Source organism: Pseudoalteromonas gelatinilytica, from assembly GCF_001641615.1.
GTDB classification, from domain to species: domain Bacteria; phylum Pseudomonadota; class Gammaproteobacteria; order Enterobacterales; family Alteromonadaceae; genus Pseudoalteromonas; species Pseudoalteromonas gelatinilytica.
Genome location: NZ_LRRU01000004.1, coordinates 33,599 through 56,545 on the forward strand (window position 1 = coordinate 33,599; position 22,947 = coordinate 56,545).

The window sequence follows — 22,947 nt, forward strand, 5'->3', positions numbered from 1 at the left end:
ATTCCTTATAAAATTATTAGCGACTACCAAACACCACCAGAGGCAATGGTTGGGGTCATTTCTATGCGCAAGATATCCTTGTATTCACCCGCATATATAAGTGGTTCGGTAAGCTGAAACTGAACATCCATCACCCGCTCAAACAAAATATCACTCACTGAGAATACTTGCTTGTTGTGAAGCTGCTCTGCCATGTAAGACTTTTTCAGCGCTGTACTCACAATTGACAAGCTCATTCTGTAGTTGTTAATCACACTGCTTTGCTGATGACGTAATCCACCATTTTGAGAGTGTATAGACACCTTCATCGGTGTATTGCAGTTAATTACCAAAACCGTGTTAACTATGCCACTCTCTGAAAACTGCAGTTCCGCCGATTGTGCTTCAAACCCACACTTTGCACTAACCTCTCCAGTTAGCGTCAAACTCACATCATCAAATGCAAAACAGGGATTTATCACACAACCTACTAATAAGACCGGGAATAACTTCATCGTTTAGCCACTTCACTTCCATATGAATCATCTCGTTAACGGTCTTAGATTATGTGAATTAAGATTTTAACATTGTTGAATTTTGCTTAGATGCGTTTAAGCCGTTGATTACACAGCGTGAATAAGTGAATGAAAATTAAACGCTATAATGTTTCTTTCACAAGGTTAATAATTAACTCATTGCTTTTAATACTAAAATTGACTTGGATTTAATGCTGAAAAGATTTACTTGATGATTTTTCGCTAATTAATTCAAAAGCAGTTGATAAACCTAATTAAACACCGAACAACTAAAACAGGCTCAATTATGGTTTTAGATCATTAAACAACCTCTTTTTGATTGAATAACAAACAAATAATGGTCTATGCTTTTATTTGACCCCATTTTGCAAGGAGCAAACTTTGAAAGTACTCACCCCCTTACGTGCTGCAATTTTAATAGCAGTCACAGCTGTCTCATTGACTGGTTGCCAACTTACTTCAAGTGAACTACCTGCAATCAGTGATTCGGGAACAAAAAACTCAGGGCACGTTGTATGGCATGATTTGATCACACCTAATTTGGCACAATCTCAAGCATTTTATAGCAGCGTGTTTGGTTGGCAATTTCAAGCCGTTAACGACAGCTACACGCTGGCATCATTAGACGGAAAATTAATTGCTGGAATGGCAGAACTTGATAATAAGCAAAATGCCAGCCATTGGCTGAGCCTTATCAGTAGCAAAGATATCGCTGCCGTCAGCGAAAAAACGATCAAAGCCGGAGGTAAAGTCTTAGTAAGCAGTACCGAAATTAAAGGCCGTGGCACTATTGCTGTATTAGAAGATCCTCAAGGGGCTGTGTTTTCGCTGATCAATACAGTAAATGGTGACCCTGAAGCTCAGCAAACTGATAACGGCTGGATTTGGCAAGAAGTATGGAGTGATAATCCAGAGCAGAGCAAAGCCTTTTACCAATCACTTGGTAATTATTCAGCACAAAATAAACCGCTTAATAATGGCAATTACAGTTACTTAGCCTTAAATGGCACACCTGCGATTGGCTTTGTAAAAAAACCAGATGCCGAGATAGGCAACACATGGGTGAATTACATTAAAGTAGCCGATGTTGACGCGACCCTATTAAAAGTAACCGCAGCAGGCGGCATAGTTCTAATGGCACCAAATGACAAAGTACGAAGTGGCAGCGTCGCAATTATTCGTGATCCAGCAGGCGCTGGTATTGTAATTCAGGAGCAAATGTAATGAATAAAAAAATGATTCGCTTAGCGGCTCTTGCAGCAGCAATGTTAGCTTTAAATGCCTGCACCCCCTATGCAAGCCTAGATATTAATGCGCCGTTTAAAGTAGGCCCTGTGTACGTTAACCCAAGTATTGGCATTGGCGGTACACTTTAATCAATTTCAGGGCGCTGGGTTTTAAACAAAGCGCCCTAGTCATTAGTGTTTTACTTTTAAGCGCTGTACCTGAGTCAGCACATCTTCAGCCTTGGCACCTAAGTATACATAGATTGCAAGAGCAACTAATAAACCAACAACAGCAAACATCATAAGCACTGCAGGAATTACATATTCAGTTTGCCCGAGCGCTGCTTTAAACATGGTTAGTAAGGCTTCTATCGATACTGCTATCAAAATTGTTGAGATAAAGCGTGTGATCGTACGTCTCGTTGAGCTGTGGCGAAAAATATCCTTATGCATGAGAATTTCTTCTTCTAGAATAGTTTTGCCTAAATCGAAAATGGCCAACGCTAACGTAACAAAGATTATAATGGTAAATGGTTTGAGCGGGTCTGACTGGGTGTCTTCGCTTAAGACTAAGTCCACCATGCCGGCAAATACTTTATATAGCAGGTAGAACACCAAACAGAACAAGCAACCAACAATCAAGCCATAACCCACCTTAAAGTAGGGTGTCATTCGTGCTCGCTTTATATCCCCCATAATAAATTCAATCAGTTCAGTTAAACACACATCGATGACTAAGAACTGCTGCAAATTATTACCTGCAGGAATTGTTTTAATAACAGAAATACACAGGTGCTTTGTCGCCGTGGAAATATACGGCGATGTAAAGTGCGGTTCCGGCGTAGCAGAAGCGAGTAAAAAATAAGGTCGAGCGCTTAAGTCCTGCCCTGCACCAATATGACTGAGCTTCTTTTTATATTGACGTTTAAAGCAAACATTATCCCCTTGTTGAATACCTTGTTCGTTTAAACAATATTGTAATTCTAAAAATGGATATTGATTGACTAACTGTTGATATTCTTGCTTATTAGTTAAAGACGCTTGAACACTGGCGAGTATAGAAAGCAGTAAATTATGAATAAGCACTTGTTGCTCTTCATAGCGTTCTATAGCACTTAAATAACTCATTCTGGCCATTTTGCTTCCTTAAATTAATGGGATACCAACTCAAGTTAAGCAAGGAAGACTCCAAGTTTGATTTTCAATATAAATCAACAACTTGAATTCAGGCAGGCAAATAAAATTAGAATAAAAGCACTATAAAGGTGCGTATTGCATTTTATATGTCACTAAAACGAAAAAAGCCGTAACTCACTGAGTTACGGCTTTTTAATTTTGGTGCGGATGGGGGGACTTGAACCCCCACGGCCGAAGCCACCACCCCCTCAAGATGGCGTGTCTACCAATTCCACCACATCCGCATACAATTCTGTATGTTGTTAAGCTTATCGTTTACCTGAGGAGTGAAAACTGCTTAACAGTAATTAGCAAAGCTAATTAGTTAGGTACGTCAGACGCTTTTTCTTCTGTTGCAGGCACATCAGTTTGTGCTGGCGTTACAGATTCAACAGCTGGCGCAGCTTCTAGGTTTTCCCACTCATCAGTCTTTTTAATTTGACCTGCTGTAAGGTTACCTAGAACAATACTTAGTACGAAGAAGATCGTTGCTAAGATTGTTGTTGTTTTAGTCATGAAGTTACCAGCACCCGATGAGCCAAACACTGTTGCAGAAGCACCTGCACCAAATGATGAACCCATATCTGCGCCTTTACCTTGTTGGATTAAAACCATACCAACTAATGCTAAAGCAACGATTAAATAAACTACTAATAAAATTTCGTACATCTTATACGGTCCCTTTTGCACTTTCACAGATAGCAGTAAATGAATCTGCTTTAAGACTTGCGCCACCAATGAGGCCGCCGTCTATATCTGGTTGTGCAAATAATAATTCGCTATTTTTTTCATTCACGCTACCACCATATAAGATGGTTAGTTGCTGTGCTATATCGCTATCCACAGAAGCAATTTTCTCACGGATAAACTTATGTACAGCTTGCGCTTGCTCAGGAGAGGCAGTCTTACCTGTGCCAATGGCCCAAACGGGCTCGTATGCTACCACAGAATTCTTCAGTGCTGCTACACCTAATTTGCTAATTACAGCATCAATTTGTGCTGCAACCACTAATTCAGTTTCATTTGCTTCACGTTGCTGTTCACTTTCACCCACACAAAGAATAGGAGTTAAGCCAACTTGCTGCGCTCGAGCAAATTTATCTGCAACAACCTCATCTGATTCACCGTAAATGCTACGACGTTCAGAATGTCCCACTAACGTATAAGTTGCGCCTAAGTCTTTTACTAACTGAGCATCTACTTCACCCGTAAATGCACCTGCTTGGTTTTCAGAGACTGTTTGCGAACCAAACGTAACGTTTTGCTGCTGCAAAGAACTCAACAATGGGAATGGTGGGAACACCACTATATCCAGTTCATCCGATTGAACATTTTTGATAGCATTTGATAACTGTTCAACAAGCTCTAAAGAGCCGTTCATTTTCCAATTACCTGCGACCATCGGCTTACGTGTTGCCATTATTCCACTCCACATTAGAAAGCGGGCAAGATACTAACTCGACTTGCCCAAAGTTACAAGAGGTTATTGTTATACCACGGTTTGTTTGCTCACAGTTTCGACAACTGCGGCTATTTTACGTGCGCTATCAAGAACAACTTTTTCCTGTTCAGCTTCTACCATTACTCGCACAACAGGTTCCGTTCCTGATTTTCGAAGTAATACACGCCCTGTATCACCTAATTTTTCTTCGACCTGTGCAACCATATCGATTACAGATTGATCTTGTGTCGGATCAGTCCCTTGAGGGTAGCGCACATTAATCATTTTCATTGGGTACTTTGTAAAACCAGCCCCGAGGTCTTGCAACGTTTTATTTTGTGCAACCATCGCAGCTAACACTTGTAAGCTTGAGATAATGCCATCACCGGTGCTGATCAAATCAAGGTTTAACACGTGACCTGAGCTCTCACCACCGATTTTCCAGCCTTTTTCTTGCAGTAGCTCCATCACGTAGCGGTCACCGACCTTACTACGAGCAAATTCAATTCCTCGGGCTTTTAAGGCATTTTCAAGGCCCATGTTTGACATTACCGTACCAACGACACCACCCCCTAACATATCGTCATTTGCAGCTTGGCAAGCAATGATATAAACAATGTCATCACCATCAAATACACGGCCATTATGGTCAACCATCATTACGCGGTCACCATCACCGTCATAAGCAATACCGACATCCGCATTGTGTTCTAATACCTTACGCTTAAGGGTTTCAACGTGGGTTGCGCCACACTCAAGGTTAATATTTACCCCGTTTGGCTCACAGGCATGACAGATAACATCTGCGCCAAGCTCACGCATTACAGAAGGTGCGATGTTATAAGTGGCACCATTTGCGCAATCGAGCACAATTTTTAAGCCCTCAAGCGATAAGCCTTGTGGGAACTGGCTTTTACAAAACTCAATGTAGCGGCCATCTGCTGTCTCTAATCGACGAGCTTTACCAAGCTTATCAGAAGCCACACAAGTCATCGGTTCATCCATCATGGCTTCAATTTCAAGCTCGACTTCATCTGCAAGCTTTAAACCTCGACCACTAAAAAACTTGATGCCATTATCATGATAAGGATTATGAGATGCACTGATAACAATGCCAGCTTCAGCACGGAACGTTTGCGTAAGGTAAGCCACTGCCGGTGTCGGCATAGGGCCTAATAATACAACATCAATACCCGCAGCGATTAAACCGGCTTCAAGTGATGTTTCGAGCATATAGCCAGAGATACGAGTATCTTTACCAATAATGACTTTTTTGGTACCAATTTTTGATAAAACGCGGCCTGCAGCCCAACCTAGCTTTAGCGCAAATTCAGGAGTGATTGGAAACTCACCCACCATGCCACGCACACCATCTGTGCCAAAATACTTTCTTGTGTTACTCATTTGAAATTCCTCGTTCACATGCTTGCCAAACCGCTAGCACGTCAGCTGTTTCTTGTACGTCATGAACACGAATGATTTTTGCACCGTTTTGTGCTGCAATCAGTGCACCAGCAAGGCTTCCTGCTAAGCGTTCATTCGTGTCTCTATTTAATAAATTACCGATCATTGATTTACGAGAAAGACCTGCTAAAACTGGTAAATTGAACTTATTAAATAGATTAAATTCTTTAAGCATTTGATAATTATGAGCCAAAGTTTTACCAAAACCAAAACCTGGATCTAAAATAATACGTTGTTGCTGAATGCCCGCTTGCTCACATGCGGCTAAACGCTCTGCAAAGAATTCGTTAATATCAGCTAATAAATCATTATAGTGTGGGTTACTTTGCATCGTACGAGGCTGACCTTGCATATGCATTAAGCAAATTGCTACTTCTGGGTATTGGGCCAATACCTCAATCGCACCTGCCTCTTGCAGTGCTCTGACATCATTGATGATATCAGCTCCTGCAATAATCGCTTGGCGCATCACTTCGCTTTTGCTGGTATCAATGGAAATAATACAATCGCTGGTTGCTCTAAGGGCTTTAACTAATGGAATAACGCGTTCGAGCTCATCTTCAAGAGATACATCAGGTGCTCCAGGGCGGGTTGACTCACCACCTATATCAATTATTTTTGCGCCTTGATTTAATAACGTTTGAGCTTGTTTGACAGCGCTGTCTAGCTGACAGTAACTACCACCATCAGAAAAAGAGTCTGGAGTGACATTTAAAATCCCCATCACGACTGGGGAGTCGAGGTGTAATGTACGACCTCGAGGTAAGTTAAGAACGGTCATTGAACACCTATGCTATTAATTAGCGTCAATTGCGCATTTATTATTCTAGATAACAGTTTGAAAATTGCGCATTTTTTTGTAATAAAAAAGCCCCGACTAGCGGGGCCTTTCTGTGTCTAATTGTACCGACTATTCGGCTTTGTCATCAACATTTGTTTTTGTTTCTGACGTTTGTTCTGACTCTTTTGCCTCACTTTCCACTACTTTAGAAGTAGATGTGGTTGGCTTTTTATCATCAGAGCGACGATCATGAACATCACGCGGCTCGCGTACAGGCTGACGTGCCATTAAGTCATCAATTTGACCCGCATCAATCGTCTCGTACTTCATTAGTGCATCTTTCATCGCATGTAAGATATCAATGTTATCTTTAAGGATTTGCTCTGCACGTTGATAGTTACGGTCTGAGAATAAACGAACTTCACTATCGATCACTTTTGCTGTTTCATCAGACATGCTCATAGCACGGCTACCGCCGCCACCCATGTACATTTCGTTTTGATCTTCAGCGTAAAGTAATGGACCTAATTTTTCACTTAGACCCCACTGAGTAACCATTTTACGAGCAATGTCAGTCGCACGTTCAATATCGTTACTAGCACCTGTGGTAACTTTATCATCACCATAGATTAGCGCTTCTGCAATACGACCACCGTAAAGGCTAGAAATCATTGACTCTAAAAGCTCTTTAGAGTGGCTCACACGGTCTTGCTCAGGCAAGTACATAGTTACACCAAGTGCACGACCACGAGGAATGATAGACACTTTGTACACTGGATCATGTTCAGGCACCATGCGACCAACAATCGCGTGACCTGCTTCATGGTAAGCAGTCATTTCTTTTTCTTGCTCACTCATCACCATGGTCTTGCGCTCTGCGCCCATCATGATTTTATCTTTTGCAGCATCAAACTCAGCCATGCTTACAACGCGTTTGTTACCACGTGCTGCGTACAAAGCGGCTTCGTTTACTAAGTTTGCAAGATCAGCACCAGAGAAACCTGGCGTACCACGTGCAATTACCGCAGCTTCTACATTGTCGCCTAACGGCACTTTACGCATGTGAACTTTAAGAATTTGTTCACGACCACGGATATCAGGAAGACCAACAACAACTTGACGGTCAAAACGACCTGGTCGTAATAACGCAGGGTCTAATACATCTGGGCGGTTCGTTGCAGCAATTACGATAATACCTTCATTACCTTCAAAACCGTCCATTTCAACAAGCATTTGGTTAAGTGTTTGCTCACGCTCATCATGACCACCACCCATGCCTGCGCCACGTTTGCGGCCTACGGCATCAATTTCATCAATAAAGATGATACAAGGTGCTGCTTTTTTCGCTTGCTCGAACATGTCACGTACGCGTGATGCACCGACACCAACGAACATTTCTACGAAATCTGAACCAGAGATTGTGAAAAACGGCACTTTTGCTTCACCAGCTACCGCTTTAGCAAGCAAGGTTTTACCGGTACCAGGAGGACCTACCATTAACACGCCTTTCGGAATGCTACCACCCAGTTTCTGGAACTTAGATGGGTCACGTAAGAAGTCAACCAGTTCAGTTACATCTTCTTTCGCTTCATCACAACCCGCTACATCAGCAAACGTTGTTTTAACTTGGTCTTCGCTCATCAGGCGCGCTTTACTCTTACCGAAAGACATCGCACCTTTACCACCACCACCTTGCATTTGACGCATGAAGAAAATCCATACACCAATAAGCAGTAACATTGGGAACCAAGAGATTAAAATGCTGGCAAGGAAAGACTGCTCTTCAGGCTTAACACCTTTAACATTTACATTGCTTTTTAAAAGATCATTCAAGATGTCTTTGTCATACATTGGCATGATAGTTTGAAAGCGCTCACCATTTGTTTTGGTACCCGTAATCGTACCTGTGGTGCTCTCAATAGAAACTTCTTGAATAGCGCCACTACGAGCGTCGCTAACAAATTGAGTGTAACTTGTTTGGCGATCAGCTTGATCACCACCGTTAAAGCTCTGAAACACTGACATTAGCACTACTGCAATGACCAGCCAGAGTATTAGATTTTTCGCCATATCGCTCAAGGAGTTAACCTCTTGTATCCAATTAATTTAAATTCTACTTCACGCAGCACAACTGTACTACAGTTTGTAGCCTGTCGCCACTATATAAACTTCGCGAGAACGGGCACGCGATGCGTCAGGCTTTCTAATTTTGACCGCTTTAAAGCTATTACGTACTTCTTGTAAGTATTGATCAAATCCTTCGCCTTGGAAGACTTTGACACAAAATGCACCATTTTTCTTTAAAACTTGGTGGCACATGTCTAATGCCAATTCAACTAAATACATGCTACCCGCTTGGTCTACCGATGTATTACCGCTCATATTCGGTGCCATATCAGAAAAAACTACATCAACATTTTTCCCATCGATGCGAGTTAAAAGTGCATCAAGCACAGCTTCTTCACGAAAGTCACCTTGTAAGAAATCAACACCTGCGAGTGAGTCCATAGGTAAAATATCACAAGCAATAACTTGGCCTTTATCACCAACCTTTTCAGCTAAATACTGTGACCAACTTCCCGGCGCAGCACCTAAATCAACCACTGTCATCGATGGTTTGATTAATTTATCTTTGTTTTGAATTTCGTCTAATTTGAATACCGCACGAGAACGCCAACCTTTCTTTTGCGCTTCGTGAACATAAGGATCGTCGAAATGTTCCTTCAGCCAACGCTTAGAACTGGCTGAATGTTTTTTATTTGCCATAAAATTAATACGTAACTAATTAGTAATATTCTCTAGATGGCGTTAGAATACCCTTAATTCAAGCCATATTCAGCAAAATTTGTAACATCATGAAATTATCGAACAAACAAAAGCAGTTTTTAAAAGGTCAAGCACACAGTTTAAAACCTGTTGTTTTACTTGGTGCAAACGGTTTAACAGAAGGCGTTTTAGTTGAAATTGAAATCGCGTTAAATATCCACGAGCTAATCAAAGTAAAAGTACCTACTGACGAGCGCGAAACTAAAGCATTGATTTTTGATGCGATTGTTCGCGAAACTGGCGCAACTAAATTACAAACAATTGGTCACACAATTGTATTGTATCGCCAAAGCGAAGAGAAAAAGATTCAATTACCACGCGGTTAACTTTCGCCTGAGTAATCTCTAATCATAAAAAAGCCAGCTAAAATGCTGGCTTTTTTATTGGCAAAAATAATTTTTCACGAATTTGTAACTAAACATTTTGACTCGCACTATTTTTGTTCTCGGGTGTACTTAAGTACCCGGTTGATAAACTCGGTAGTTAATTCATTGATCAAACCCGTTTCTGCATTTAGCACTAAGCTAAAACCTATATTCAGATGCGGAAATACCACAATATCGCTGCGATACCCCTGTACCCAACCACTATGGTAATACAGCACTTCATCATCATAGTTATATACACGCCAGCCTAGCCCGTAATAAGCATCTTTAACATGTTCGCGCCAAACTCTACGACGAGTCTCTTTTTTGGTGTGAGTATAAGGACGCGTTTGTTTTATTAATGCTTCTAGCGGTAATACATCTGGGTACTGCCCTAGCTGCGCATTCAACCAGATAGCCATATCATTTGCGCTGGCATTCACTCCCGCAGCTGCGGGGACTTTGTAATAGTTCTTCTTTAATCGTGATGTATACCAACGTTTTCGGCCGCGTACATGAGGATGTGCATAGTTATCGTCTTTCACCATCTCATCAAAGCCTACACTGGCATCGACCATTTTCAATGGCGCAAAAATATATTCAGAAATCCAATGTGAGTAATCCATCTGAGTTGATCGAAAAATGACAGAGTCAATCAAACTGAACATCACATTTTGATACCCATAGCATTCGCTCGGTTTACAGATAGGCTCAACGGTTAATAGTTGCGCAACGATATCGGGGTAACTCATCCGCGATTCGATTAAGTTATCGTACGCATTAGGCACCAAGCCACTAGAATGACTGAGTATATGGTAAATTTTTAAATCATCTTTATAAGCAGTGTTAGCAAAAGCGGGAATAAACTTACTAATAGGATCATCAATATTAAATTCCCCTTGTGCAGCCAGCTTTGCAGTTAAAGAACCCGCAAAGGTTTTTGAAACTGACGCTAAACGAAACCGGGTATGCTTATCAACATTACGACCATTTTCAATTTTTGTTCGCCCGATGCCACGAATAAAATCATCCTGACCAATATTAACAATTGCCAGAGATCCGCCCGGAATTCCTTTACTGCGTAGTTTACGGGTAAGGTGTTTATTGTAATCAGCAACGAAAGTTTGCCATTGTTTATCACTCGAAGCAGCTTCACTACTCATTGAGAGCAGTAATAAAGAACAAAGGAAAAAAGGTATTAAGGATAAGCTGTACTTCATTATTTATTTTTTTAAGTCTGATTAGGAAGTTTCTGATCACATATTATCATGAACTTTTGTCTCGACTAACGTACAATACGCTTAATCTTAAATATTTATGGGTAGATTAATCTTTATGCGCTTACTTGTAGTTTTGTTTTTTACTTTAATTTCAGCCGGTTGCGCTTTAAAACCTGAACCTGCACCATTACTTGCTATGCCAAAAAAACCTAGCTTACAGAGCCAACGTTTTCAAGTTGAGTATCAAACAGGGCATGCGGCGCCTAAAGTAAAATCAGTACAATTACCTGCACATGCTGTAAGTAAAAACCAAACGGTGAGCATCGTTGCTGATAAAACCAGTGTAACAGATACACTTTATTCGCAAATCACTGAAGCACTGACAGCAAAGCAATTAAAGGTTGTCGCTGAAGGCGCACAAGCTGACTATACCCTATCAATTCATCAGTTAGACCTTGAGCTCATTGAAGACACAGAATATAAATTGGTGAAACCCGAAAAACCACTGCCTTTATTCGAAGAAGTAGCAAAACAGTTCCCTGTTCAGCAATGTGCAACGATTTTAGGTCAGGTAAGTATGCGCCTTACCCACAAAAAAACCGGTGACGTTGTTTGGTTTGCAAAATCATCAATAGATAGCGCAAGCTTTCACCGTGAACCGCTAATTTATAGCTTTGAACAACAGCAACTAATAAAGAATGAATTAGAAGTTGCGAGTTTTGTGCACGAGCAAAACTCTGAACAAGCTCGTATGGCGCGTGTTAATCAAGACGTAACGATTCCAGCTTACCAAACGATTACACGAATGAACGCCTTTAAAAAAGAGCAAGGTCCCTGTAACCGAACAGAAATTAGTGCACTTACACCTATGATGCAGTATTACTTGAGCAGCATTTTAATCGATAAAATAAAAGTGCAGTAATTTGAATACGCTGTTTGTCTGCCCATAGGCAAGCAGCACCCCTCTTTGAATTCGTAACACTTTCTTACACTTCCAATTTCTGCTACTACATTTTTTTACAGATTACAGGAACTCCTTAACAATATACTATAAGCTATTACCCTTTCTCACAGACAAGGATGCAACGTTGCGAGTTTACAGTGCCCTATTATTGACGTGTTTAACCTTGCTTAGCGCTACAAGCCAAGCAAGTAACCGCTATTATGCAGACAATACTTTAGAACCAAGCCAAGGCTTTGCATGGGACTGGGGCATAGGTTTAGGGTACTACATTGAAGATTCTTACCTTGTAGGCATGGATTCTTACAATGATGGCATAGAGCCAGATGTTCACCTCGCCGTTTCTTACGACAGCTTTTACCTCGATTACGATCAAAGCCAACTCAGTGGTGGTTTAACCTTAGGTTACAGCGTTATCGATAAATTTGAATGGGGCTTAGATATTGTCGGTACTAATATTCAATCAGGCTTTGATGAAACAGGCTTAAACATTTACGGCAATGACGTCATTAAAGAGCTCGAAGGTATTAGAACGCGCGACTACGATTTTGATGTAGGTCTTCGTTTATCGCGCCGCTTTGAAAACTCGCAAATTTCATTTGAGTACTTACATGACGTGTCGGGAGCACACAATGGCTGGGTAATGAATTCGTTTTTTAGCCAGATTATCCCTTGGCGGAATTGGGAGTTTCGCTCTGGCGTTGGTTTAAGTGCCTACTCAGAAGACTTTACAAATTACTACTTCGGAATTTCAGACTCTGAAGCCTTGGCAACTCGCCCTGTATATAGCCCAGATACCTCTTACAGTCTTATTTTTGAATTTCATGCAGAATACCCAATTAACAGACATTGGGTGTTTTTAACTGGTTGGTTATCGACTTGGTTTTCAAACGATATTCACCAAAGCCCTATTATCTCTCAAGAGTATCAGCATAAAGCCAAGGTAGGCGTGCGTTATGTTTTCTAAGTATTACTTGTGCTTTACCTTATTACTGTCAGGGCCATTGCTGGCCGAGCAACAGCCAGAAGGTGAGAAAAAAGTTGAAGATGCACTCATTGCCCTGCCCGATACGTGCGTTGCACTACGAGAGGGCAGAAATTGCTATGCTGAGGTTGATATAACTTGGCATCAGCAACAAATTGGCAATTATTGCTTACGCAACGCACAGAGCAAGCACATAATGCAATGTTGGTTGATGCAACAAAAAGGCTTATTTAGATACCAATTTGATTCAGCAGAAACCATTGGTTTTGAACTTATAAGTAGTGATAACGGTAAGGTTGTCGCAAGCACTGAAATACAATTACAGTGGGTCTATAAAAATCGTCAGAAGAAACGTCGTTGGCGACTGTTCTAAGCAGGAGTAAATAATGGAACATTACGGAACTATCTTATTAGTTGAAGATGATATCTCTCTCGCCAATTGGGTTGCAGAATATTTAGTTGAACAAGGCTACAAAACGACACTATGCCAGCGTGGCGACCAAGTCGTTGAGCAAGTCCGCAAAACAAATCCAGATTTAGTGTTGTTAGATATTATGCTACCAGGCCAAGATGGTATTAGTGTATGCCGTGATTTACGTCAGTTTTATCAGGCCCCGATTATCATGCTAACAGCGCGTGATGATGAAATGGATGAAGTGATTGGCCTTGAAGTAGGTGCGACTGATTACATGATGAAGCCCGTTCGCCCTCGCGCTTTACTAGCACGCATAAAAGCGGCTCTTCGCTCTAAGTCAGATACACACGAATCAAGCACAAACTCTGAGCTTATCAATGTAGGTAAGTTATCAATCAATACGGAGTCACGCACAGTTTACCTAGCAGACGAAGAGGTCCATATTTCAAGCGCTGAGTACCTTTTACTCCACTATTTAGCAAGTAATGCAGGCCAAGTGGTTTCTCGTGATGCGGTATTTAAGGCAACGAAAGGGCGTGAATATGATGGCTTGGACAGAAGTGTTGATGTGCTAATTTCATCATTACGTAAAAAGTTTAATGATGATCCACAGCACCCTGAAAAAATTAAAACTATTTGGGGCAAAGGCTATTTACTCGTTGCCACCGCTTGGCAATAACGACTCGCGCCTGTGAAAAAGTTTTATATTTCGCTACTCGGTAGCGCCTTACTTTCAATCATTGTTTTGGGTTGGCTAATTGATGCTTTTAGCCAACAAACCCAAACACCCCAAGATGTGTTTTCTAGCGAAACACAAATGATTAAAGGGTTTGCAAAGCAACTCGCTAAGCTTGACGCTAAACAGCGCGAGCAAGCTATCACGGATATTAATCAAGACTTTGCAGTGCAACTTGAATATCGTCCGACACAATCGCTTGCACTTCCCCATTCACTATTATCACAAATAACCCAACCGAGCGGCCTTATCCTCGAAGATCAACAAGGCTATTATTTACTTTACAGTGATGCAGCACTTAATACGCATCATCTAAAAATGCGTTTAGATAAAGATTTAACGCATGAGCAAGGCAACGATGTATTACTGACCTTGTTGTTCTATGCAGGGTTATGCATATTTATGGGCTTTATTATTGCGCCACTCGCCAAGCGTTTAACCGTTTTGAATGAAGCAGCAAAGCGCTTTGCTAAAGGTGATTTAAAAAGTCGTATTCACGTATCTCACTTTACCTATATCAAAGATGTTGAGCTGACATTTAACCGCATGGCGAGTCAAATTGAAAAACTTCTTGATGAGAATAAGTTGATGGCATCGAGTTTATCTCACGATATCCGCACACCTATCGCTTGTTTACGGTTTGGCCTAGAGGCAGCGCAAGATTGTAGTAATGACGAAAAGCGCCTTGAGTATCTTGCACGAATGGAAAACGACTTAGATCAAATGGAGTCAATGCTAAAAAGCTATCTAGCATTTGCAACCCTTGAGCAAAAAGCGAATCAACTGACCTTTAATCATTCTGATCTAGAAACCTATATTCTGACTTTAATCCATCAGATTGAGCCTAAGCTTGAGCAACAGGGCTTGCGTATTAATCACCACGTTGAAGGCGGTGATATTTGTGCTGACTTACACTGGTTAGCTCGCGCCATTGTTAACTTATTAAGTAATGCTTGCGACTTTGCTGAATCAGAAATTTTACTCAGTGCTACGAGTACCAGTGGGTCCGTTATGATTAAAATTGAAGATGACGGCCCGGGTGTCAGCGAAGAGAACTGGCAAAAAGTATTTAGTCCATTTTTCCAAGAACAAACGCATCGCAATAGAGATGGCGAAAGCTACGGGCTCGGGCTTGCTATCGTTGCAAAAGTTGTTGATTGGCATCATGGTACGGTCGAAGTATCAAAAAGTAAGCAGCTAGGTGGCGCGTGTTTTACTCTTTCAATTCAAAATAAAAGCCACTAAAGCGGTTTCAATTGTGTTAATTGTTTCGTATTGTAATGCGCAATTGCACGAAATCTAAGCTGACAACTCGCACATAACCAAGAACAACGAAAATGCGGATGATTAACCCTTTTTATTTAGCGTTAATTCAAGTAGATTGTCAGCGCCGTCACAAATAGAGAAGTAACAATAATATGAGCGCATCACGTGGGGAGTTCAGCTCCCGCTTTGGATTTATTATGGCTGCAGCAGGCTCTGCTGTTGGCTTAGGAAATATTTGGGGTTTCCCAACGCAAACTGCAAGTAATGGCGGTGCCGCATTTTTAGTGGCTTATTTAATATTAGCATTTTGCCTTGCTTACCCTGCTTTAATGGCTGAGTTAGTGATTGGTCGTCACGGTCAAGCTAATGCCGTCACTTCACTTCGAAAAGTAACGAATCAAGCATGGCAAAAGAAGTTCGCCTTCATGGTGGGCTTTGGCGGTATTATTTGTGCCGGTCTCATCCTTAGCTTCTATGCTATCGTGGCAGGTTGGATGCTAAGTGCAACACTTGAACCTGTTGCACAATTAGCGGGTCAAGAGCACGCTGGCGCTTGGCTTAGTGAGCAGTCACTATCAAGAAACCTTATATTTACTGCCGCATTTATTATTTTAACCGTTGCGATTATCTCTAAAGGCGTCGAAAACGGCATTGAAAAATGGTCTAAGCGCTTAATGCCTGCCCTGTTAGGTATTTTGTTTATACTAATCATCTATGTAATGACTCAAGATGGCGCAATGGAAGGCTTAAAAGCGTATTTAGTGCCAGACTTTTCATCGATTTTAAACCCTGAGTTATTAGTGAATGCGTTAGGACAAGCATTTTTCTCATTGTCGCTTGGTACTAGCGTAATGATCATCTACGGCTCATACATCAGCAAAAAAGAAAACCTAGTATCGTTAGGCGCTTATGTGACTTTAATCGATGTGTTTATTGCCTTTGTAGCCGGTTTACTTATTATTCCTGCAATGTATGTAGCACAGGCGCAGGGCGTTGAGATTTTCTCAGCAGAAGGTGCACTACTTTCTGAAGATACGCTTGTATTCCAAGTACTACCGGCACTTTTCACTAGTATGGGCAATGTTGGTATTTTTGTTGGTTTTGCTTTTTTTGCGTTAATGAGTATTGCAGCGTTAACCTCATCAATTTCGATGCTAGAAGCACCCGTTTCTTATGCTGTTGAGCGTTTTGCGCTAAAGCGTGTACAAGCAACTTGGATCATTGGCGGTATTATTGCCCTGATTAGTTTTACAATTGTCTTTAACTTAGGCACGCTATTTGGTTTTGTGATCACCTTAACCACGAAGATTGGACAACCTGTTCTTGGCTTAATGTGCTGTATTTTCGTTGGTTGGATTTGGCATCGCGCGTCGTTACTAAAAGAAATTCAACAAGGATGCCCGGAAGCTGCAAATAGTTTCTTCTGGAAAGTATGGCCATGGTACATCAAGTTTATTTGCCCACTTGCCATTGCACTGGTATTTGCTAACTCACTGTTGAGCTAATCAATGTTTATGTTTGAAGTGGCCATTAGGCTACTTCAAACACATATCTTGATGTGGAATACCATCTTCTAAGTAATCATCCCCCACATTCTCAAAACCAAATTGCTGATAAAACGCTGTTAAGTAACACTGAGCACCAATCATAATCGCTTTATCAGGCCAATGCTCTTTACATGTATCTATCGCGGTTTGCACCAGCTTGGTTGCGAGTCCTTCACCACGAAATTGCTCTGCAACCAGCACTCGACCAAATGCGCTAAATTGCTCATTCTTTTTATAACATCGTGCATAGGCTGCCACCTGCTGACCTTTAAACAAGAACACGTGTTGGGTCTGCGCATTGTTATCCACTTCGTCAATTTCTGGGTAAGGGCAAGTTTGCTCTACCACAAATACATCAACCCGCACTCGTAAAATGGCAAATAACTCATCTTTACTGAGTTCGTTATAACTTTTAATAGAAAACATAATGCTCCTTTATGAAGACAAAAAACCCAGCCGTAGCTGGGTTTTAACTCGCTATTCAGTCGTTAGTCTTTAAGCAAATAATCGTTCTAGCTGATCACACAGCTGCGATAGATTTACATGATCATGCTCAATCGTTAAATCGACATAACCATCCCCTCTAAAGGCACGATCAAGCTCAATGAGTACATGGGTTTTATGTGCTTCAGGCACAAACGACAACTCAATCTCTTGTAAGCCAAACAGGCTTCGGCTATTTGGACGATACTCAAGCTCTTGATAACAACCCGAATGTGACTGGAATGTCGGCGCTCTTAAGAAGCCTTTTTCAACATCCGCTTTGACTAAACTAAAGCCAAGTCTATCCATCGCTTCCATTAACGTGCTCACCGCATCATTAGGATAAATGTGAAGTGCATCACGATCAGTGGGATCAAGGGCTAAATCAATATCTAGGCCTGTTTCAAGCCACACATGTGATTGGTTATAACCAGCGTTAATTTCGGTGATCGGTGTTTCTGAATGCAGGCGTGCTTCAAATGGAATATGTTTTTCAGCACCTGCTGCTATCGTGCCGATATCTGTAATTCGCCACTTTTCAATCACATGGTTTGTAAAGTACTCACCATCTTCACCTTCGACTTTAACACGCGTCATCAGAGCTAAGTCTAAACCCGATATGTCTTGATCAACATCGCCGCCTTTAATAACAATAACGGCATTAAATTTTTGACCCGGTTGTAAATGCTCTGTCTCAAGTACAGTGTCAACTTTTGCTGCACCAATACCTACTGATGCAAGGATTTTCTTAAACATCTTTTCTCCTTAAGCCAGCTTCTAACCTATGGCTTAAATTCCTTTGTTAATGCATCTTAACCACAATTAAAAGCTAATGTCAGCGAAAAAATGATGCTTTTGGCGGATTAATCAATAAATCATGTATAAGTGCTTATTTTTTGAACTCTTACTGTCTGATATTGTTTTCCAACAACAAATATTTCGCTACACTTCTAACAAATGAAGTCAAAAGAAAAACTATGGAACTAATTTACTTTGCTACCGCGTTCGTTTGTGGCTTTGCTGTTTACCAGCTAAAGCTGCCTCCTCTTATCGGCTTTTTATTAGCGGGTTTTGCACTCAACCTATATGGATATAAGACAACCGAGCTGCTGAATACATTGGCAAGCTTGGGTGTTACTTTGTTATTGTTTAGCATCGGTCTTAAGCTCAAAGTATCAAACTTAATGAAACCACAAGTTTGGGCGCCCGCCTCAATGCATATTGTTTTAAGCAGTACGCTCTTCAGTGGTTTTATGTTGTTGCTAGGAGCCCTTGCACTACCTTTATTTAACGAACTTACTTGGCAAAGTGCATTGTTAGTCGGTTTTGCTTTTAGCTTCTCAAGCACCGTTTTTGCAGTAAAAGTACTTGAAGAACGCGGTGAAATGGCAAGCCTCCATGGTAAAATCGCCATTGGTATCTTAGTTATGCAAGATATCTTTGCCGTCATATTCTTAGCCATCAGTACTGGTAAGGCCCCGAACATTTGGGCTTTGGCATTATTGGTTGGTTTACCTATTTTACGCCCTGTGATGTTCTGGGTATTAAATCGCTCAAAACACGGTGAGTTATTGCCCCTGTTTGGCTTTTTCTTTGCGCTGATTATTGGTTATCAAGCCTTCGAGTTTGCAGGCCTTAAAGGTGATTTAGGTGCGTTGATCATCGGTATGATGTTCGCGTCTCATAAAAAAGCTGGTGAGCTATCAAAATCACTGCTTAATTTAAAAGACGTATTACTGGTTGGTTTTTTCTTAAATATTGGTTTGAATGCAGAGCTGACCAGCAACGCAGTGATTGTTGCACTCATCGTAATTTTAGTCTTGCCATTAAAAGTTGCACTTTATTATGTGCTGACAAACGCTTTCAAATTACGTGCCCGTACTTCACTATTAAGCGCGTTTAGCTTAGCTAATTACAGTGAATTTGGCTTGATTGTCTGCGCTGTTGCAGCCACTAGCAATCTAATCACGTCTGAATGGCTCGCCGTTATGGCTATCGCTGTGTCAATCACCTTTATACTCGCATCGCCTTTAAATAAACGCTCGAATGAAGTGTATGTAAAAATTGAACATTGGTTGCTTAAATTTGAAAGTAACAGCCGCCTTGCAGAAGAGCTGCCGGTAAATCTAAATGACACTAAAATCGTTATATTTGGAATGGGCCGCATTGGTACGGGTGCCTATGAAACAATCAGTCAAACACACCCAAATCTCGTTGCGGGCATTGATATCAAGCCTGATGTGGTTGAAAAACACATTAAACGTGGCCGCCGAGTGTTACTAGCCGATGCAACTGACCCAGACTTTTGGCAGCGAGTGAATCACTCCCATGTGGGTATGGTGATGCTTGCAATGCCAAAGCATATGCAAAATATATTTGCGTTGGAACAACTTCGAGCTTCAGGCTATCAAGGTCAGGTGACAGCCATTGCAAACTACCCAGATCAGCAAAAAGAACTAGAAGATATGGGGGTTGATTCCACATATAACTTCTATTTAGAAGCTGGTAGCGGCTTCGCTGAGCATGTAAAACAAAAACTTTTCTCTTAATGTAAAAAAATATTCTCGGTACCTTTTCATGGTACTGAGAATTATTTTCACTGTATTCAGTTAGTTGGCTAACTAGTTTTCTTAGCAAATCAAATCAGTCCCCCTATTGGGTCAAGCTTATTTACAAAGCTTTACATCCAGATTAGCAATCAGGCTAAAAAAAAGAGTAGAATTAATTTCAAGATGCTTAGCTAAGTATCTATTTTTAACACAAAAAAGTTTAACAGTGTTGTTGTACCGCTGTTTATTTCACAGCACTTGTTAGATGGATTGAGGTTGTTTAAATGAAAAATAAGTTTACCAACGAGTTTTTAGCAAACACGGATGATGCACGTACCGGGAAACTTTCAGATATTCAGCAGCAACTTGATGAGTTACAAAAGAATGGCATGACTGCAATGGATATCAGAACGGTGCTGTTCAACAAGATGCTCGATGTATATCAAGTACCAAGTGATCATTTTCTTCGTGACAGTGAAACACCTGAGCGAATTGACGACCCGACTATCGTCGTTAAGCTAAAACAGCTTGGCTTTACGAAAAAGCGTCGTTACCAACTACACTAAACTGCTGTAATCGATTTAGTGGTTGTAATTTAGAGGGCCTACATCCCTCACTAAATAGGCTGTTTCTTGCCCGTCACAGCCTATTTTCTCTCCCCTTTTTACCGTATTATCTGACTTTAAAATTTCTTTGAGATAAAGATGGATACAGCTCAACTCAAACGCGCCATAAATACCAAGATGCCATTTGGAAAATATGCTGGTCGCCCTTTATTGTTGCTCCCTGAACCGTATTTAGTGTGGTTTAAACAACAAGGATTTCCAGACTCTCAGTTAGGTGCACAACTGGCGATGATGTATGAAGTGAAGCTCAATGGCCTCGAAAAAATGCTAATGCCATTATTAGATGAAAAATAATTAAATATTTTTTCGAACTTTTATAAATAGCCGCGGTCTATTACTTTGCTACTTGTTTATTTTTGGTTTTAATCTTTAAAAAGCGCCCTAGGCGCTTTTTTTATGCCTGTAATTTAAAGCGAGTTACTTTTAAACAAATGAATCGTAAATTTAGCTCCACCTAATGGTGAATCACACACCTCAGACTGCCCTTGATGCCAACTAACAATTTTAGCGACAATGGCAAGCCCTAATCCAAAGCCGCCGGTTTTCTTATCACGACTTTTATCTAAACGAGTAAATGGCTTAAAAATACTTTGCCATTCAGATTTAGCGATCCCAGGACCATCGTCTTCAACACTTATTTGTATCGAATCACCCAACTCTTCAAGGCTGACATGAATTTTATGATTTGCGTATTTTTGTGCATTACCTAATAGGTTTTGAATACAACGCGCCATAAAATGCTCGTCACACTCGTAGTAGAGCAGCTTAGGAGCACTCACTGCGACCTCTATATCAGTAGCAAACTCAAGCTTATTCACCACACTGTTAATAAGCGCTGTCAGGTCACAGGAACGGGGCTTTAAGCTTGGTTGGTGTGAATCAAGTCGCGCGTATTCAAGCATTTCTGACACCAGTGCTTCAAGCTCTGCAATATCTGCCTGCATGTTATCAATGTAAGTGTAGGATTTTTCATTCTCGATTTGCTCTTCAAGCATCGCAACAGCGAACTTTAACCGCGCAAGGGGGGTTCTAAATTCATGCGAAACGGAAGAAGTCAGCTCTTGCTGCGCTGCCAGAAGGTATTGAATGCGCTCTTGCATCGCGTTGAGTGTATCCGTAATCGGCAGAAAAAATGATTTAGAGGCATCGTGAAGTTCAAAGTCTTGTGCCCCTCCTACTGCCTCACAAGCAAGAGTAAGTTTATTAAAATCGCGCCACAGCAATAGGCTCCATAGCCCTATTGGCACGCCAATCACGGTCAATAATAAAAAGTAGGGCCAAACAGAGCTAAAATTAGGATTGGATACAGACAAAGGGCCTACATGTAAAAGCTGTGTGTCATTAAGGGCTATATACCAAACCACTTTTTGTTCTTGATTAAACAAATACAGGTAATGGTCATTGTTGAGCTGTGTTTTTAGGTCATCAGGGAGTGCTAGATCAGTGAGATTTATGACCTCACTTGCAAATTCTTGCTGAAGTTTTGCTAAGCCATTATCAGTTTGGCTTAATAACCAAAGGGATTTACCAAACTCTTGGTCAAGGGCAATTTGTTGTTGAGTTTCTTCGTAGGGCCATAACTGTTCTATGACCCCACTAACGAGAAACAGAGAAACTATTATATAAAGATATAAGCTAGCAAATAGTTTCCCCATTAATGATTACATATCCCATGCATCAGATACGAAGAGGTAACCTTGCCCCCAAACTGTTTTAATTCGGTATGGTTTATCACTATTATCACCTAGTTTCTTACGGATACGTGACACGCGTACGTCAACTGTACGGTCTAAACCATCATATTGACGACCAATCATATGTTGATGCACGTGTTCACGACTTAACACTTCACCTGCGTTTGACGCCAGTAACCAAAGCAACTCAAACTCATGAGATGTAAGTGTAATTTCATTGCCTTTAAGTGTAACAATGCGGCTGGTTTTATCAATGCTTAAATCACCAAAGCTCAGCTCTTCAGGTGCTTTAGTGCTAGCTTGTCCACGGCGTAACAGCGCATTAATGCGCGCTAATAAAACGCGTGGTTCAGCAGGCTTAATAACATAATCATCTGCGCCGAGTTCTAGGCCAATCACTTGGTCAAAGTCCTCACCTTTTGCAGTCAGCATTAAGATAGGTAAGCTAAATTTATCACGTACCTGGCGGCACACACTAAACCCGTCTTTACCCGGTAACATCACATCTAAAATCATTAAATCAACGGGGTTGTTTTCTAGGTATTCAAATACTTCGTCGCCGCGTTCAAGGACCGCAACATCCAACCCATTATGCTGAAGGTAATCACGTGTTAACTGCTGTAAGCCGAGATCATCTTCAACAAGTAAAATCTTTGCCATTGGTTGCTCCT

Annotated in this window: 25 protein-coding genes and 1 tRNA gene; 12 read left to right on the forward strand and 14 right to left on the reverse strand. The window is 41.1% G+C overall.

What is annotated here, in order from left to right:
* Positions 1–23 precede the first annotated feature (23 nt).
* A complete protein-coding gene (locus NH153_RS00845) occupies positions 24–461 on the reverse strand; it encodes a hypothetical protein (RefSeq protein ID WP_233999196.1) in 438 nt (145 codons plus the stop codon).
* 435 nt (positions 462–896) lie between these two features.
* On the opposite strand from NH153_RS00845, the gene NH153_RS00850 reads away from it, so the two are divergent.
* Together NH153_RS00850 and NH153_RS21820 are read left to right on the forward strand one after the other, a co-directional pair.
* Positions 897–1,739, forward strand: coding sequence for a VOC family protein (locus tag NH153_RS00850; RefSeq protein WP_063700064.1), 843 nt, complete (start codon positions 897–899; stop codon positions 1,737–1,739).
* A complete protein-coding gene (locus tag NH153_RS21820) occupies positions 1,739–1,891 on the forward strand; it encodes a hypothetical protein (RefSeq protein WP_167350228.1) in 153 nt (50 codons plus the stop codon). Before NH153_RS00850 ends, NH153_RS21820 begins: the two co-directional genes overlap by 1 nt.
* A 42-nt stretch (positions 1,892–1,933) precedes the next feature.
* On the opposite strand, the gene NH153_RS00855 is transcribed toward NH153_RS21820, so the two are convergent.
* The 8 genes from NH153_RS00855 to rlmE all read right to left on the reverse strand — a co-directional run bounded on the left by NH153_RS00855 (position 1,934) and on the right by rlmE (position 9,369).
* Entirely contained in the window at positions 1,934–2,878 is a 945-nt protein-coding gene (locus tag NH153_RS00855; protein WP_063700066.1) for a hypothetical protein, read from the reverse strand.
* A gap of 199 nt (positions 2,879–3,077) precedes the next feature.
* Positions 3,078–3,162 (reverse strand) — tRNA-Leu (locus NH153_RS00860).
* 76 nt (positions 3,163–3,238) lie between these two features.
* A complete protein-coding gene (gene secG / locus NH153_RS00865) occupies positions 3,239–3,586 on the reverse strand; it encodes a preprotein translocase subunit SecG (RefSeq protein ID WP_063700068.1) in 348 nt (115 codons plus the stop codon).
* Between the two features lies 1 nt (position 3,587).
* Entirely contained in the window at positions 3,588–4,337 is a 750-nt protein-coding gene (gene tpiA, locus NH153_RS00870) for a triose-phosphate isomerase (protein ID WP_063700070.1), read from the reverse strand.
* 69 nt (positions 4,338–4,406) lie between these two features.
* Positions 4,407–5,762 (reverse strand): phosphoglucosamine mutase, encoded by a 1,356-nt coding sequence (gene glmM, locus NH153_RS00875; protein ID WP_063700072.1) that lies wholly within the window; start codon positions 5,760–5,762, stop codon positions 4,407–4,409.
* A complete protein-coding gene (folP, locus tag NH153_RS00880; RefSeq protein WP_063700074.1) occupies positions 5,755–6,603 on the reverse strand; it encodes a dihydropteroate synthase in 849 nt (282 codons plus the stop codon). The genes glmM and folP overlap by 8 nt, the downstream gene beginning before the upstream one ends.
* 129 nt (positions 6,604–6,732) lie before the next feature.
* Positions 6,733–8,673, reverse strand: coding sequence for an ATP-dependent zinc metalloprotease FtsH (ftsH, locus tag NH153_RS00885; protein ID WP_063700076.1), 1,941 nt, complete (start codon positions 8,671–8,673; stop codon positions 6,733–6,735).
* A 66-nt stretch (positions 8,674–8,739) separates the two neighbouring features.
* Positions 8,740–9,369 (reverse strand): 23S rRNA (uridine(2552)-2'-O)-methyltransferase RlmE, encoded by a 630-nt coding sequence (gene rlmE, locus NH153_RS00890; protein WP_054551703.1) that lies wholly within the window; start codon positions 9,367–9,369, stop codon positions 8,740–8,742.
* Positions 9,370–9,458: 89 nt separating this feature from the next.
* On the opposite strand from rlmE, the gene yhbY reads away from it, so the two are divergent.
* Complete coding sequence (gene yhbY / locus NH153_RS00895) at positions 9,459–9,755, forward strand: ribosome assembly RNA-binding protein YhbY (protein WP_063700078.1); 297 nt, start codon at positions 9,459–9,461, stop codon at positions 9,753–9,755.
* 107 nt (positions 9,756–9,862) lie between these two features.
* Here yhbY and NH153_RS00900 read toward each other — a convergent pair whose 3' ends face one another.
* Positions 9,863–11,014 carry a serine hydrolase domain-containing protein gene (locus NH153_RS00900; RefSeq protein ID WP_063700080.1) on the reverse strand — a complete coding sequence of 384 codons (1,152 nt, stop codon included), beginning with the start codon at positions 11,012–11,014 and terminating at the stop codon, positions 9,863–9,865.
* A gap of 115 nt (positions 11,015–11,129) precedes the next feature.
* On the opposite strand from NH153_RS00900, the gene NH153_RS00905 reads away from it, so the two are divergent.
* From NH153_RS00905 to NH153_RS00930, 6 genes are all read left to right on the forward strand, one after another.
* Entirely contained in the window at positions 11,130–11,936 is an 807-nt protein-coding gene (locus NH153_RS00905) for a hypothetical protein (protein ID WP_063700082.1), read from the forward strand.
* A gap of 166 nt (positions 11,937–12,102) precedes the next feature.
* Entirely contained in the window at positions 12,103–12,942 is an 840-nt protein-coding gene (locus tag NH153_RS00910; RefSeq protein WP_063700084.1) for a MipA/OmpV family protein, read from the forward strand.
* Positions 12,932–13,333 (forward strand): DUF3019 domain-containing protein, encoded by a 402-nt coding sequence (locus NH153_RS00915; RefSeq protein ID WP_063700086.1) that lies wholly within the window; start codon positions 12,932–12,934, stop codon positions 13,331–13,333. The genes NH153_RS00910 and NH153_RS00915 overlap by 11 nt, the downstream gene beginning before the upstream one ends.
* Before the next feature lie 13 nt (positions 13,334–13,346).
* Complete coding sequence (locus NH153_RS00920) at positions 13,347–14,054, forward strand: response regulator (protein ID WP_063700088.1); 708 nt, start codon at positions 13,347–13,349, stop codon at positions 14,052–14,054.
* Between the two features lie 12 nt (positions 14,055–14,066).
* Complete coding sequence (locus NH153_RS00925; RefSeq protein WP_063700090.1) at positions 14,067–15,356, forward strand: sensor histidine kinase; 1,290 nt, start codon at positions 14,067–14,069, stop codon at positions 15,354–15,356.
* A gap of 173 nt (positions 15,357–15,529) precedes the next feature.
* The gene (locus tag NH153_RS00930) at positions 15,530–16,882 is read left to right on the forward strand and encodes a sodium-dependent transporter (protein WP_063700092.1); all 1,353 of its coding nucleotides are present in this window, start codon (positions 15,530–15,532) and stop codon (positions 16,880–16,882) included.
* Between the two features lie 30 nt (positions 16,883–16,912).
* On the opposite strand, the gene NH153_RS00935 is transcribed toward NH153_RS00930, so the two are convergent.
* The gene (locus tag NH153_RS00935) at positions 16,913–17,353 is read right to left on the reverse strand and encodes a GNAT family N-acetyltransferase (RefSeq protein WP_063700094.1); all 441 of its coding nucleotides are present in this window, start codon (positions 17,351–17,353) and stop codon (positions 16,913–16,915) included.
* A 66-nt stretch (positions 17,354–17,419) separates the two neighbouring features.
* On the reverse strand, positions 17,420–18,163 hold the full coding sequence (locus NH153_RS00940) for a sporulation protein (RefSeq protein WP_054561870.1): 744 nt from the start codon (positions 18,161–18,163) through the stop codon (positions 17,420–17,422).
* 221 nt (positions 18,164–18,384) lie between these two features.
* On the opposite strand from NH153_RS00940, the gene NH153_RS00945 reads away from it, so the two are divergent.
* From NH153_RS00945 to NH153_RS00955, 3 genes are all read left to right on the forward strand, one after another.
* Positions 18,385–19,956, forward strand: a complete 1,572-nt coding sequence (locus tag NH153_RS00945) for a cation:proton antiporter domain-containing protein (RefSeq protein WP_063700096.1) — start codon at positions 18,385–18,387, stop codon at positions 19,954–19,956.
* A 284-nt stretch (positions 19,957–20,240) separates the two neighbouring features.
* The gene (locus NH153_RS00950) at positions 20,241–20,522 is read left to right on the forward strand and encodes a hypothetical protein (protein ID WP_063700098.1); all 282 of its coding nucleotides are present in this window, start codon (positions 20,241–20,243) and stop codon (positions 20,520–20,522) included.
* Positions 20,523–20,660: 138 nt separating this feature from the next.
* Positions 20,661–20,876, forward strand: a complete 216-nt coding sequence (locus tag NH153_RS00955; RefSeq protein ID WP_062564309.1) for a DUF3820 family protein — start codon at positions 20,661–20,663, stop codon at positions 20,874–20,876.
* A 113-nt stretch (positions 20,877–20,989) separates the two neighbouring features.
* Here the strand turns inward: NH153_RS00955 and NH153_RS00960 are convergent, their stop codons facing one another.
* On the reverse strand, positions 20,990–22,237 hold the full coding sequence (locus tag NH153_RS00960) for an ATP-binding protein (RefSeq protein WP_063700099.1): 1,248 nt from the start codon (positions 22,235–22,237) through the stop codon (positions 20,990–20,992).
* Between the two features lie 6 nt (positions 22,238–22,243).
* A complete protein-coding gene (locus NH153_RS00965) occupies positions 22,244–22,936 on the reverse strand; it encodes a response regulator (RefSeq protein WP_063700102.1) in 693 nt (230 codons plus the stop codon).
* Positions 22,937–22,947: the final 11 nt, after the last annotated feature.